14 protein-coding genes and 1 pseudogene are annotated in these 13259 nt (G+C 69.5%); 3 read left to right on the forward strand and 12 right to left on the reverse strand.

Annotation, left to right across the window (positions count from 1 at the left end):
- Positions 1–20: 20 nt before the first annotated feature.
- Positions 21–1067 carry an NAD(P)-dependent alcohol dehydrogenase gene (locus tag OG758_RS08450; protein WP_326709407.1) on the forward strand — a complete coding sequence of 349 codons (1047 nt, stop codon included), beginning with the start codon at positions 21–23 and terminating at the stop codon, positions 1065–1067.
- A 203-nt stretch (positions 1068–1270) separates the two neighbouring features.
- On the opposite strand, the gene OG758_RS08455 is transcribed toward OG758_RS08450, so the two are convergent.
- From OG758_RS08455 to OG758_RS08475, 5 genes and pseudogenes are all read right to left on the reverse strand, one after another.
- Positions 1271–1534, reverse strand: a complete 264-nt coding sequence (locus tag OG758_RS08455) for a hypothetical protein (protein ID WP_326716293.1) — start codon at positions 1532–1534, stop codon at positions 1271–1273.
- Positions 1535–1593: 59 nt separating this feature from the next.
- Positions 1594–1944 (reverse strand): annotated as a pseudogene (locus OG758_RS08460) (aldehyde dehydrogenase family protein); the annotation flags it as partial.
- Positions 1916–2590 (reverse strand): 3-oxoacid CoA-transferase subunit B, encoded by a 675-nt coding sequence (locus OG758_RS08465; protein ID WP_326709408.1) that lies wholly within the window; start codon positions 2588–2590, stop codon positions 1916–1918. The gene OG758_RS08465 and the pseudogene OG758_RS08460, both read right to left, overlap by 29 nt.
- Positions 2587–3258 carry a 3-oxoacid CoA-transferase subunit A gene (locus OG758_RS08470; RefSeq protein WP_326709409.1) on the reverse strand — a complete coding sequence of 224 codons (672 nt, stop codon included), beginning with the start codon at positions 3256–3258 and terminating at the stop codon, positions 2587–2589. Before OG758_RS08470 ends, OG758_RS08465 begins: the two co-directional genes overlap by 4 nt.
- Positions 3255–4460 (reverse strand): thiolase family protein, encoded by a 1206-nt coding sequence (locus OG758_RS08475; RefSeq protein WP_326709410.1) that lies wholly within the window; start codon positions 4458–4460, stop codon positions 3255–3257. The genes OG758_RS08470 and OG758_RS08475 overlap by 4 nt, the downstream gene beginning before the upstream one ends.
- A gap of 83 nt (positions 4461–4543) precedes the next feature.
- Here OG758_RS08475 and OG758_RS08480 point away from each other — a divergent pair, with 83 nt between their 5' ends.
- Positions 4544–5428 carry a LysR family transcriptional regulator gene (locus OG758_RS08480; protein WP_326709411.1) on the forward strand — a complete coding sequence of 295 codons (885 nt, stop codon included), beginning with the start codon at positions 4544–4546 and terminating at the stop codon, positions 5426–5428.
- Positions 5429–5444: 16 nt separating this feature from the next.
- Here OG758_RS08480 and OG758_RS08485 read toward each other — a convergent pair whose 3' ends face one another.
- The 6 genes from OG758_RS08485 to OG758_RS08510 form a co-directional block, all read right to left on the reverse strand.
- Positions 5445–5732: an enolase C-terminal domain-like protein gene (locus OG758_RS08485; protein WP_326709412.1), complete on the reverse strand. Its 288-nt coding sequence runs from the start codon at positions 5730–5732 to the stop codon at positions 5445–5447.
- 762 nt (positions 5733–6494) lie between these two features.
- Positions 6495–6620 (reverse strand): hypothetical protein, encoded by a 126-nt coding sequence (locus OG758_RS08490; protein ID WP_326709413.1) that lies wholly within the window; start codon positions 6618–6620, stop codon positions 6495–6497.
- Positions 6617–7825: a bifunctional class I SAM-dependent methyltransferase/NUDIX hydrolase gene (locus OG758_RS08495; RefSeq protein WP_326709414.1), complete on the reverse strand. Its 1209-nt coding sequence runs from the start codon at positions 7823–7825 to the stop codon at positions 6617–6619. Before OG758_RS08495 ends, OG758_RS08490 begins: the two co-directional genes overlap by 4 nt.
- Before the next feature lie 28 nt (positions 7826–7853).
- Positions 7854–9197, reverse strand: coding sequence for an NUDIX domain-containing protein (locus OG758_RS08500; RefSeq protein WP_326709415.1), 1344 nt, complete (start codon positions 9195–9197; stop codon positions 7854–7856).
- Positions 9194–9565: a YkvA family protein gene (locus OG758_RS08505; protein ID WP_326709416.1), complete on the reverse strand. Its 372-nt coding sequence runs from the start codon at positions 9563–9565 to the stop codon at positions 9194–9196. Before OG758_RS08505 ends, OG758_RS08500 begins: the two co-directional genes overlap by 4 nt.
- 72 nt (positions 9566–9637) lie before the next feature.
- Positions 9638–10729 carry a PP2C family protein-serine/threonine phosphatase gene (locus OG758_RS08510; RefSeq protein WP_326709417.1) on the reverse strand — a complete coding sequence of 364 codons (1092 nt, stop codon included), beginning with the start codon at positions 10727–10729 and terminating at the stop codon, positions 9638–9640.
- Between the two features lie 111 nt (positions 10730–10840).
- Here OG758_RS08510 and OG758_RS08515 point away from each other — a divergent pair, with 111 nt between their 5' ends.
- Positions 10841–11200, forward strand: a complete 360-nt coding sequence (locus tag OG758_RS08515; RefSeq protein WP_326709418.1) for a hypothetical protein — start codon at positions 10841–10843, stop codon at positions 11198–11200.
- Between the two features lie 755 nt (positions 11201–11955).
- Here the strand turns inward: OG758_RS08515 and OG758_RS08520 are convergent.
- A complete protein-coding gene (locus OG758_RS08520; RefSeq protein ID WP_326709419.1) occupies positions 11956–13014 on the reverse strand; it encodes a zinc-dependent alcohol dehydrogenase family protein in 1059 nt (352 codons plus the stop codon).
- Positions 13015–13259: the final 245 nt, after the last annotated feature.

The following is a 13259-nucleotide window of genomic DNA, read 5'->3' on the forward strand; positions in this document are numbered from 1 at the left end:
CAAGACCCTGGACGGTGAAGATGAAGGCGCTACGGCTGAAGGCCTGGGGACGGGAACCGGAACTCACCGAGGTCGACCGCCCGGTACCCGGAGCGGGAGAGGTCCTGGTACGGGTGGAGGCCGCGGGGCTCTGCCACTCCGACATCCATGTCCTCGACGCCGCCCCGGGCACGCTCCCGTACCGGGTGCCGTTCACGCTCGGTCATGAGATCGCCGGACATGTCGCGGCCCTCGGCCCCGGCGCGGGCGGCGGCCCGGCACCGGGCGAGCGCGTCGTGGTCCACGGCCCGTGGGGCTGCGGCACCTGTACGCGATGCGCCGCCGGGCAGGACAACTACTGCGACCGGCGCGGCAGTCTCGACTGGCACGGGGCGGGACTCGGCCGCGACGGAGGAATGGCCGAGTACGTACTCGTCCCCACCGCCCGCCACCTGGTGCCGATCGGCGACCTTCCGGCCGACCAGGCCGCGCCGCTCTCCGACGCCGGCCTGACCTCCTATCACGCCGTCGCCGGCGTGCGGAACGCGCTCGGCGCGGGCACCACGGCCGTAGTCATCGGAGTCGGCGGGCTCGGGCACCTGGCCGTCCAGATCCTGCGCGCGACCACCCCGAGCCGCGTCCTCGCCGTCGACCTACGCCCCGAGGCCCTCGCTCTCGCGGACCGCTCCGGCGCGCACCTGAGCATCCCGATGGACTCCGACACCGCCGCCGCACTGCGGAAGGCGACCGGCGGGGTCGGCGTGGACGCCGTGCTCGACTTCGCGGGGGCACAGCCGACGCTGGAACTTGCCACCCAAGTCCTGCGCCCCGGCGGTGAGTTGGCGATCGTGGGCAGCGGCGGCGGTCAGCTCACCGTCCGCAAACCGGGCTTCCTGCCGCCGGGCGTCCGCCTCTCACTCCCGTTCTGGGGCACGCGCCAGGAACTGGTCGAGGTCATCGCCCTGGCCCGCGCGGGCGCCCTGCACGTGGAAACGGAACAACTCCCGCTGCGCTCGGCGCCCGAGGCCATGGTCCGGCTTCGGCGCGGGCTGATCAGGGGGAGGGCGGTGCTGGTGATGTCCGGCTGACAGCTCGTTCGGCGCAGCTGCGGATCTTTGAGGTTTTCCTGACGGCGGCTCGGAGTCCGAGTTCGCGCGTGAGGATCTTCCCGCTGGGGCTACAGCGGAAGACATCGACGAAGTGGACCCGGCGGGGCTTCTTGTACGAGGCGAGATCCTCCCGGGTGAAGTCGATCAGTTCCTGTTCGGTCTGGAGGACTGTCAACGCCACTTCACGGCGCCGACAGTCCTCCTCCAGTCGCGGCCGCGAGGTCGGCGGCCGTAGTGACGCACGCGGCGGTGAACTCGGGCTGGTGGTTGACCGCGGGTGCGCAGTCGAGGCCGAGCATGGGATGGATGGTGGGCACGATGTGGGAGACGTTGCCCATGTCGGTGGCTGCCCCGACCACCCCGCCGCCCGGCAGGTCGGGGAAGGTGCGGCCGAGGGCTTCGGCGTTGGCCCGGTACAGCGCGAGCATCCCGCGGTCGGGGCGCATGTCGGCGTAGTCGGGGGCCTACCGGAACACCGGCGGAGGAGGGCGGCGGCGTAGATGCGCTCCATGGACGTACAGATCTGACCGGTGTTGATGAAGGCGCCGAACGCGACGGCTGCCGCTGCCGCCCGGGGGTCGACGCCCGCATCGACGACGACGGGGTCCTTGCCGCCGAGTTCGAGCACTGCTCGGTGCAGTCGCTCGCCGGTGCCTGCGCCGACGTTCCGGCCGGCTTCGACGGATCCGGTGAAGTGGACCAGCTGTATCTGTATGTGCTCGGCCAGCGGTCCCCCGGCGCGCGAGCTGCAGGACATCGCCCAAGCCCATGACCGGGTCGACGCGAACATGTGCTGGTCGCCGTTCCGTGATGCCCGCCCTCTGGCCTCACTGCTCGGCGGCGAGCAGGGGTACATCCAGGCGAGCGGCGAGTTCGTCGTGAGTGATGCCGAAGGTCCGGGCGACGCGGACTCCTTGCGGGGAGATGTCGAACACCGCGAGGTCGGTGTAGACGCGGTCGACGCAGCCGAGGCCGGTGAGCGGGTAGCTGCACTCGGGCACCAGCTTGGGCGTGCCGTCCTTGGTGAAGAGCGTCATCATCACGCACACCTTCTTGGCCCCGATCGCCAGGTCCATGGCCCCGCCGACGGCGGGGATGGCGTCGGGTGCGCCCGTGTGCCAGTTGGCCAGGTCGCCACCGGCGGAGACCTGGAACGCGCCGAGGACGCAGATGTCCAGATGGCCGCCGCGCATCATGGCGAAGGAGTCGGCGTGGTGGAAGTACGCGGCCCCGGGCAGCTCGGTGACGGGTACCTTGCCCGCGTTGGTCAGGTCGGGGTCGGCCTGACCCTGCTGCGCGGCGGGTCCCATGTTGAGCATGCCGTTCTCGGTGTGGAGCACCACGCCGGAGTCGGCGGACAGATGGTCGGCGACGAGGGTCGGCTGGCCGATGCCCAGGTTGACGAAGGCGCCCTGGGGGATGTCGCGCGCGATGAGGGCGGCGATGTCGTGCTTGCTCAGCGGGCCTTGCTCGTTCTTCAGTACTCGGCTCGTCGGGTTCATGCGCGCCCCGCCTCCTGCACCACTCGGTCGACAAAGATGCTCGGGGTCACGACGGTTTCGGGATCGAGCGCGCCGGTGTCCACGATCTCGCGGACCTGAGCGATCACCGTGGTCGCCGCAGTGGCCATGACCGGCCCGAAGTTGCGGGCGGTCTTGCGGTAGACAAGGTTGCCCATCCGGTCGGCGCGATAGGCGCCGATCAGCGCGACGTCGCCCTTGATCGGGTACTCCAGCACATGGGTGCGGCCGTCGATCTCACGGGTCTCCTTGCCCTCGGCGAGCAGGGTGCCGACACCTGTGGGGCAGAAGAAGGCGCCGATGCCGGCCCCCGCCGCCCTCATGCGCTCCGCGAGGTTGCCCTGCGGGACCACCTCCAGCTCGATCCTGCCCGCGCGGTACAGCTCGTCGAACACCCATGAGTCCGACTGGCGCGGGAAGGAACAGATCACCTTGCGGACCCGTCCCTTGGCCAGCAGCGCGGCGAGCCCGGTGTCGCCGTTGCCGGCGTTGTTGGAGACCACGGTGAGGCCCTTGGCCCCCTGGCGGATAAGAGCGTCGATCAGGTCGACCGGCATCCCGGCCATGCCGAACCCGCCGACCAGCACGGTGGAGCCATCCTCGATCCCTGCCACCGCCTCGTCCGCGTCGGCACACATCTGCGTGGTCATCGGCTACTCCCCGTGACGTTCTCCAGGACCACGGCGAGCGCCTGGCCGACTCCGATGCAGATGGCCGCGACGCCCCACCGCTCGCCGGACTCGCGCAGCCGGTGGGCCAGGGTGCCGAGGAGGCGTCCGCCGGACGCGCCCAAAGGATGGCCCAGGGCGATCGCGCCGCCCTTGGCGTTGACGATGTCCGGGTCCACCTCCCAGGCGTCCACGCACGCCAGCGACTGCACGGCGAACGCCTCGTTCAGCTCGACGGCGGCGACGTCGGACCATGCGATCCCCGCGCTCTTCAGCGCCCGGTTCGCCGCCTCCACGGGGGCGTATCCGAACAGCTGCGGGTCGAGTGCGGACACTCCTCGTCCGGCGACACGGGCGACCGGGTCGGTGCCGATCCGTGCGGCGGCGGCACCCGAGCCCAGCAGGACGGCCGAGGCGCCGTCACTCAACGGGGAGGCGTTGCCGGCCGTGATGACACCGTCGGGGCGGAAGACGGGCTTGAGCCCGGCGAGCTTCTCGGCCGTGGAGCCGGGGCGGATGCCCTCGTCCCGGTCGAGGGTGGTGCCCTTGGCGTCCACGGCGACGGGCACGACCAGCTCGTCGTAGAAACCCGCGTTCCAGGCGTCGTCGGCGAGGTTGTGGGAGCGGGCGGCGAAGGCGTCCTGGCGCTCGCGGGCGACGTCGAAGCGGTCGGCGAGCTGTTCGTTCGCCTCGCCCAGGGAGACGGTCCACTCCTTGGGCATGCGCTCGTTGACCAGTCGCCAGCCGAGCGTGGTGGACACGGCCGTCACGTCACCGGCGGGGAACGCCCGCGTGGTCTTTGGCAGGACCCAGGGGGCCCGGGTCATCGACTCGACCCCGCCGGTGAGCACGATGTCGGCGTCGCCGGTCTCGATGGCGCGGGAGGCGATGATGGCGGCGTCCAGGGAGGACCCGCACAGACGGTTCACGGTCGTGGCAGGCACCGTCGTCGGCAGTCCCGCCAGGAGTACGGCCATCCTTCCGACATTCCGGTTGTCCTCACCGGCGCCGTTGGCGTTCCCCCAGACCACGTCGCCGATCTCCGCCGGGTCGAGCGCGGGTGTCTTGGCCAGGGTCCCGCTGATGGCCAGCGCCGCGAGGTCGTCGGGCCGGACGTTCGCGAGGGCCCCCGAGAACCGTCCGAAGGGGGTTCTCGCTGCTGCATACAGGTAACTGTCGGTCACGCACTCACGGTAGGACCGGCTGGTTCATCACGTCCAAGACCTAGTAAGCATGGATTGATAAGGCGTCTTTATAAGATGTCGTCATGGAACTTCGTCAGCTCCGGTACTTCCTCGCGCTGACCGAGGAGTGTCACTTCGGGCGCGCGGCAGCCCGGCTGCACGTGGCGCAGCCGGCCCTGTCCCAGCAGATCAAGCAGCTGGAGCGCGAACTGGGCATCCCCTTGTTCAACCGCTCCACCCGCCGCGTCGAACCGACGGAGGCCGGCCGGCAGCTCACCGACTACGCGCGCGCCCTCGTCGCGGAGGAGGAGCGCGCCCGCGTCCACATGCGGGAGCTGGCGACCGGCCACGCGGGGCGGGTCTGCGTGGGCTTCATCGGCACGGCCACCTACGACGTGCTGCCGCGGGTCGCCCGCACGGTGCGGGCACAGTTGCCCGGGGTCACCATGGACCTGCGCGGCGAGCTCCTCACCCCTGAACTCGTCGAGGGCCTCAAATCCGGAACGTACGACCTCGCGGTCGTCCGGGGCGCGGTCGCCGACGCGGACCTCCGCATCACACCGCTGCGGTCCGAGCCCTTGGTGGCCGTGCTGCCCTCGCACCACCCACTGGCGGGCCGCCCACGCGTCGCTCTGGCGGCCCTGGCCGACGAACCGTTCGTCATCCACCCCTCGCAGTCCCGGTCCTCGATGTACGACCGGGTGCTGTCCGCGTGCGAGCGGGCCGGTTTCCAGCCCGCCTCACTCGTCGAGGTCGGCGAGACGGCCACACTGGTCGTGTTCGTCGCGGCCGGGCACGGTGTCGCCCTGGTGCCGCAGTCGGTGCAGAGTCTCAGCCTCGACGGCGTGACCTACGTGCCGCTTGCGGAACCGGAGTCCGTCACCCTCGCCCTGGCCCGTCGGGCCCACCGCAACTCCCCCGCCGCCGAGCAGGTCGCCTCGGTGATCGAACAGTGCGTGGCGGGCTGAAGATGGGGACGCCGCATCAGCGGTCCAGACGGTAGTGCTCGAGCTTTGCGGGATCGATGACCAAACCAGGGCCCGCACCTTCCCGCACGCGCAGCGTGCCGCCCTCGATCACCAGAGGCTCAGCGAGCAAGTCGTGGGCCACGTCCAGGTAGTTGGAGAGCTCGCCTGCCCTGCGGGTCGTGGCTCGGTGAGCGGCACCGAAGGCGACCGCGCACAAGGTGCCGACCTGGCCATCGATCTGATTGCCGATCACCGCCTCCGCGCCCAGCGCCTCGCACTGGTCCAGCACGCCCGCCGCCGTCATGGACGCCGACCGCGCGCACGTCGAACCCGGCGACATCCTCCTGCTGCACACCGGCTACGCCCGTCACTTGGCCGAGCACGACAGCCCGCCACCCCTCGAGGCCGTCCATGTCGGCGTCGTCATGGACGGCGCGGACCCGCGGCTCCACACGTGCCGGGATACGGCATGCCGGCAGGGGCTACGGCCTGACGGAGCCCGTCAAGTTCGGGTGACCAGCCGTGACGCGACGCGAGCCGCCCGCCTGGTTCCCCCGTCGCGGACGGCTCGCGTCGTAGGTGTTCAGAGATCAAGGTCGGTGGCGGCGACGTAGTGTCTTGGGCCGCTAGACGACACCGGTCGGGGCCGGCGACGGGATTCGAACCCGCGTTGCTCTCGTGACAGGAGAAGTAGCCGCAACCTGCGCACCTGAACGACGCTCACTGTAATCGTGACGGCTGATTGACGGCACCCGGATTACGCACCACTACTCGCATCCAGGAGACGGCAGCTGTTTGGCGAGTTCCTCCCGGCCCCACCGGCTGGGCGTCTGGCGGTGCCACCGGCGGAAGGCACGGGTGAGGTTGCCCTGGCTGCCCGTTGCCGCGCATGCCCCCGATATCCGCCATGGGCAAGGTCCACTCCCGCGTCGGATGCGCGGTGACACTGGTGATGTGCAGACGCGCACGCGATCGCGCCAGGCACCGGCCGGCAGCGAGAACAGCAGGGGCGGCGTCTTCTGCACGGCCGCGAGGACGGCGGCCTCCCACGTCGTGGCGTGCAGAGTCACGATCGCGACCAGGGGACGGCGACCGAGCTGAGTGAGGAGCCCAGCACGTCGCCGGCCTGGCTCGTCCAGTAGAGGCGGAAGTCGCGGTGGCGCCACAGACTGGAGTCTGCAACTGCTCTCACGCCGGGCCGTCCACCGTTGTCGTGGCCGGTGTGTCGTGGGCGAAAGGCGTGAAGTGCGCGTGTGTGTGGTCGATGGGCAGGTCAGGACGCCAGGCTGTGAGGATCTGGGCGCTGCACACGAAAAGGCCGTCAGGAAGCCGATCAAGAGGGTGCCAGGCCCAGTCACCGACGCTTTCGTTCGGCTGCGTGGCCGGCTGTCCCCGCCACGTGAGGACGAGTGCGCCGACGGTGACCCGCAGGACGCCGTCGACGTGGTCGAGGAGGCTGCCCAGGAGCGTGACGTCACCAGGGCGGGCAATCAGACCGGTTTCCTCGCCGAGTTCGCGGACCACGGCGGCTTCGAAGGACTCGCCGGCCTCGACGGTTCCACCGGGCAGTTCCACGGTGCCGCGACGGTGGCGGCCCAGCAGGATTCCCTGCTCGCTGAGGAGGATGGCTCCGACACCGACGGCCGCGTGCGCCACCGGAGGTCTGCTGCTCCGGGGGCGGCTGGAACTCTGCGTCGGCCGGGCGGGCAGGCGGCGGGCGCGGATGAGCTGCTGGATGACCAGGGCGTTGTCGTCAGGATGGTGCAGCAGGTCGATGGACTCGACCCTGAAGCCGTACTCGGTGAGCAGGTCCTCCCACAGCTGCGGCGCCAGGACCCACATCTGGGTCGGCAGGGGCGGGTCGTCGCGCAAAAGGATCATCTGCTCGCGCGGTGCCACCTGCGTGGACGGGCCGCGTCCGTGCAAGTCGGTGTGCAGGAGCGAGAGGATCAGTGGCGCACCGGCACGCAGTCCGTTGCGCAGGGCGGGCAGTGCCCTGTGTGGGTCGATGTAGGCCAGGGTGCCGATGGCGTACGCCGCGTCGAACGGCTCGGCCTCGGCGAGGTATGCGGCCACGTCTCCCTGTGTGAATTCCACGTCCTGAACGTCCGCGTGGGTGGAGACGGCGCGTTCGTGCTGGGTCGGGGACAGCTCGATTCCGGTGACGCGAGCGCCGTGGGCTCTCGCGAGATGCACAGCGTGGTGGCCGGCCCCGGAGCCGATGTCCAGGACGCGGCGGCCGGTGATGTCGCCGAGGACTTCAGCCCCTGGTCCGACCCCCTCCCAGGGCCAGGGCGTCCAGGACATCTGGACGGGGACGGGTGGTGTGTAGGCGCGGGTCAGTTGGCGCTGGCCATAGATCTTCCAGGCTTGGGCGTTGATGTCCTCGCTGGGCACGGTGCCTCCTCGGTGGGCGGGATGCGGGTCAGGTGTGTGTGATGAGGTAGGCGGGGCCCTCTCCGCGCCTGGCATGTTCGACGGCGTCGAGACGGGCGAAGTCCCGTGGCGCCATCAACTCCTGCCAATCGGCGAGGTCGTGGGCGGCCCACATGTCGTGTTCGGCGGGGTCGAGGCGGATCCGGCGAAGCTGGTCCGCGGTCAGCCGGCCTCCGTCGAAGATGAGACCCACCTTGTTCAGTGGCATGCGCGGTCCGGCGGGCAGAAAGTGCGTGAGGAGCAGCCTCGGCGCCTCCAGGCCGATCTCGAGACCGGTCTCTTCGACGGCTTCGCGCCGGGCGGTCTGGAGCGGGTCTTCGCCTTGCGCGTCGAGGTTGCCGCCCGGGAACTGCCAGAGCCGGGATCCGTAGACCGAGCGCAGCTGTACTGGACGGTCGTGTTCGTCGCGGACGTACAGGCAGCCGTACACCGTGTGGTGGGGGACGGTCTGCGCGTACTGCGTGGGTGTCATCGGCATGGGGCGGCCGGGCCGCGCGGGGCTGTGGTCGAATTCGAAGGCGAGGGGACCGAGCACTTCCTTGGCCGACGGGTAGATGGCGCGAAGGGTGAGCAGGAGTTCCTCGCGCGGACCGTCCGGGTCGATGCGGTCGGCATCCTCCGCGCCGAGCAGGTCCTCGAACGAGGCGTAGGAGGTGATTCGCTTCACGATGACGTCGACTTCCCGCTCGTTGTCCCGGTCGTGGAAGACGATGGTGTCCCCGACCTTGGCGGCCGCCTTCTGCGGGGTGGCGACGCGAACCTCGATCGTCTTGCGTCCCGACTCCACCTGCCCGTAGTACCGGTCCGTGAGGTGGAAGTGATGCTCGCGCCGGGCGGCTGCTTCTTCTCCGTTGTACGCACACGACGGGTTGCGCTGTGCCGCGGCGTGCGGTGCGGCCTCGTCCTGGCGCGGCCCGCGCAGGACGAGGAAGACCAGCCCGTCGGCATCGTGCCGCTCCGCAGCCGCCCAGCGACTCCGCAGGCGTGCAAGCTCGTCTTCGGCCAGGGCGATCCCGCGCCGCTCAGCGGGGGTGTCGGCGGCGAGCGGAGTGATGAGCACGAGGGCACCGCCCGGCCGCAGCCGATGGCCCAGCACGTCCAGGGTGCGGTCGCGGTAGGTGAGGAACGGAGCGACGAATCGCAGGGTGATCAGGTCATAGCCGTCGGCGCTCAGCGAGGCTGCGTGGTCGCCCTCGATGTCGAGACGGAGCCAACGAGCAGCGTCACCGTGGCGGGTGCGGGCCTCGACCAGGGCGGTTTCGGACCAGTCGACGGCGTCCACGGTGTAGCCGGATGAGGACAGATGTGCGGCAAGTTCGCCGGTCGACGTCACCTCTCTCCTCGGCCGCGACCAGCAGCGGCGCCAGGTGGTTGATGGCCAAACGCTTGGCGGCCTGCCAGGTGTCGCACCGCAGGCCGACCTGCCACCAGCGGGTATGCGTTTCGCGCCGCGACGTGCACGGAGCGCAGGGCCAGCAGCAGGAATCCAATGTCGTCGAGGTAGACGGGGTCCGGCAGCAGGTCGATCGGTGACACCGTGTAGATCACGGCGGCCCAGACCAGCGCCTTGTTGCCGAGTGGGATTCTCGCGTCGAGGAGCAGTCTCCTCGCCCGGATCACTCGCACCAGGAGAACTGCGGCGACGCCCATGGTGAGCAGCACGACGGCTGCGGCGAGGATGAGCCAGGCTTTGGTGTCCATGCCTCATCGTGTACCCGCTGAGCGGGCGCGCCACAGGGCACGGAAAGCTCTCTCCCTGATGCGGGGATGCGGTCAGAGCGCTGAGCGGCGCAGTGCAAGGAGCGCCTGGTCGTCCTGGGGCCGGCCGCCCGTGTGGCGCCGTACGTCGTGGATCAGCATGTCGAGGACCTGCGCCGGTGTGGGGTGCTCGCCGGACCGGGCGCGGTGGCGGAGCAGAACGGGCAGGCGCGCCGCAGCGTCGTAGAAGGTGCCTTCGGCGTCCCGTGACTCGGTGATGCCGTCCGTGTAGCACAGGAGTGTCGCGCCGGGCGGGAACGAAAAGGTGTCGACCGGTGCGGACCAGCTGCCCAGCGCCCCCATCCCCAGCGGAGGCACTTCCTGAGACGGTTCGAGGACGGTGGCCGAGCCCTGTGCGTCGAGGAGCAGGGGCGGCGGATGGCCTCGGTTGACGATGCGTACGGCGCTGAGGTCTGCGGGGAACTCCGCGATCAGGGCGGTGGTGAATCCCTCCTCCTGTTCGAGGCCGCCGCGCCGCCCTCCCTCACGCAGCAGTGCCTGCTCCAGCGAGCGCACTAGCTGTGTGAGGTCCTCGGCCTCGTCCGCGGCGTGCCTGAACGCGCCGAGATCGACGCAGACCGCGCTCACGGCGCCCAGGCCCTTGCCCCGTACGTCACCGACGAGGACTCGTGTGCCGTACGGGGTGTCCTGTACGACGTACAGATCGCCGCCGATCATGGCCTCGTCCTCGGCGGGCACATACCGGGCGGCAATGTGCAGGTCGCCCAGGCGCGCCGGCGGTCTGGGCAGCACAGCGCGCTGGGCGACGGCCGCGACGTGCTGAGCGCGCCGTGTCCGGACGTTCTGGCTCTTCAGCGTGCGGTTGATGAAGATGGCCAGCAGGGTCACGGCCAACAGGGTGAACTGGTTGGCCAGACCTCGGTGCCAGCCGAAGGTACCGTCCACCCAGGCCAGTCCCGCATGGGCGGCCATCGATGTGAGGCCCACCCAGATGATGCCGGGCAGCGTCAGGAGCGGGGCGGCGGCGACGGGTGCCGCCATGATGAGCGGGGCCGATGTCACCTCGGTCGGGGTCACCAGGTCGATCACTACGGCCAGCGCGATCACGCCGACGGGAATCCACTGAGCCTTGTTCTGCTGCACCACTCCCCCACGTTGGCGGCAGCGGGCGCGCGCCGCATCCCGGCGGGCGCGGCGGAGAGCTCATGCGACGAGAACGCCGGGGCGGGGCGGTCACACGGGCGGCGTCGAGTCGGCATGGCTCTGATCACCGTCGACTGCGCACGCCGCATGCTGACGGTCGAACTGACGGGCCTCGACAAACTGTGGGCCCTCAAGAGCCGGATGGAAGTGCCGCTCACCCAGGTACGGGGCGCCACACACGACCCGGGTATCGCCCATGAGCGCAAGGGGGCCAAGATCGGAGGCACCCATGTGCCTGGCATCGTCACGGCCGGGCGATTCCGCCGACACGGTGACCTTGCCTTTTGGGCGGTGCGAAAGCCGGCCGACGCGGTCGTCATCGAACTCGCCGAGGGCGCCCCGTACAGCCGCCTGGTCTTTGAGACCGCCGACCCGCGAGCCACCGTGACCCTCGTCGAACAGGCCATCGCCTGACGCACGAGACCTTGCGACCTGGAGCGGCCTCTGCCGCCGCGCCTTCACCGGATCGGGCAGGAAGGCCGGCGTTCGATGGTGGCCGCGTCTGTCAGGGGCGCCCCGGTTCCTGACATCAGCCGCTGACACCCGGCAAGCGTGAACGGGGCCCGATCAGCGCCGAACCTCAGCGGCGGGCGCAGCAGGTCACGACGGAAGTTGCTGGAGGTCGGGGGATCCCTGCGATCGACATGCTGAGGATGAGGCCACAGGTTCAGATCCCGCGGCCAGGCCAGTGAGCCTCCCCTCGTCGAAGTGACCGTTTGACTCAACTCGGGCCATGAGATTCCAACGCCCCGGAGTGATCGCTACGGTGGACGTCTCGACGAGAAGGGGGTCTCTCGTGGCCGACTATGCCGCGCATGCGCACAAGGCTCAGGAGTTGCTCGAAGCAGCTGAGCGAGGGGAGAGGGGGCGGCTCTCCGCCGAGACCCGCGTACGGATGGCCCAGGTTGAGGCGCTCCTTGCACTTGCCGCCGCGATAGACAAGCAGGAAAGAGCGACATCCCGCTGAAGGACGGCCCCACCACTTGTGCAGCAGTGCCGTACCGCAAACCCCAACAACCGTCACCCGTCACCCGTCACTCGTCCGGTGACGCCCTTGAGGGGCCTCGCAGCGGCCCGGTGTGGCTCGCGTTGACCCTTCCTGTTGGAGGTACGGATCAGACGCTCCTCTGCACCTCCGCCGCAGGCTATGGCTATCCAAATACCGCGTCCTACTCGTCGTCTTGGTCCCGGCCGTCTTCGAAGACGAGGAGCGGTTTGGCGCCATGAGCGGGTGTTTCGGCGAACGAGACGGCTTCAGCGAAGCGTTCGAACGGGAACGGCTTGCCTTGGGGGATGCTCAGCACTTCATCAGCGACGAGGCTGCGAACCTCGGACAGCGCACGCAACGCATCCGTAGGTGAGACAGTGCCGAACCAGCGGTTCAGCCAGAAGCCACGGACCACTTTGGTCTCGTAGATGACCGAGCGCGCCTGCAGCGGAATCGTCAGCGCCGCCGGGTCAGTCTGCCGATGGGTGGAGAGCGCGCCGTAGACCACGACCTCTCCTCCCGGAGCCAATGCCTGGGACACCTGGGCACCTACGTGTCCCGCGACACAGTCGATGGCCTTGCGCACGCCGGCCGGTCCTGCAATCTCAGTCACACGCTGCACCAGGTCCTCGTCCTCAGTGCAAATGACCTCGTCGCCACCAAGCGCCTTGATCTCCTCGACGGCATCGCGCCGCCGCACCACATTGATTGTGCGAATACCCAGATGCCTGGCCAGCTGAATGACGAGTCGGCCGACGGTGGAGCCCGCCGCCGTCTGCAACAGCCACTCGCCCGGCTGTACATCGAGTTCGCGAGTCACCAGGAGCAGCGCAGTGAACGGATTGACAGTGAGTTGACAGGCGCTGGAGTCGCTCAGACGATCAGGGACCGACAGAAGTCTATGTACATCGGCAACAAGGTATTCCTGCCAGGTGCCGGCCACACGCGGCCCGGGTACGGCCGGGACAGCAACGACCACCACACGCTCGCCGATCTCCAGTCCCTCGGTATCCGGACCCAGGGCCTCAATACGGCCCACGCATTCCATGTGACCCCCGACAGTGGGAAACTCGGCGGAGAATCCGTAGCGACCACGCAACACGTGCAGATCGCTGGCGTGAATCGGAGTCGCCTTCACACGGATCAACGCCTGGCCGCTTTCTGGCGTGGGAACAGGCCGGGATTCCAGCCGAAGGACATCGTTCGGCTCGCCGACCTCTCCGGCTACGAGCGCGCGCATGGATTGCGGCATGAGTGACCTTTTCTCTCAGCACCCGACGAACTCGGCGGCCGTTCTGGGCAGGAACGACGCAACCTCCGGCGGGTCTCGACGCCATATGCACGGCTCGCCTCGCCTGATCGATCGCCAGGTGTCACCCCTCCACTCCCCTAGCCTGCGCTCCTTCGCGAGGGCTGTCATGTCGGAAGCAGGCTTGCCCTCGACCCGAGGCTCGCGAGGTCAGACGAGCTGCACCGACGCGCCGG

The sequence above is a fragment of the Streptomyces sp. NBC_01474 genome (assembly GCF_035918215.1).
In the GTDB taxonomy this organism is placed as follows: Bacteria; Actinomycetota; Actinomycetes; order Streptomycetales; family Streptomycetaceae; genus Streptomyces; species Streptomyces aureus.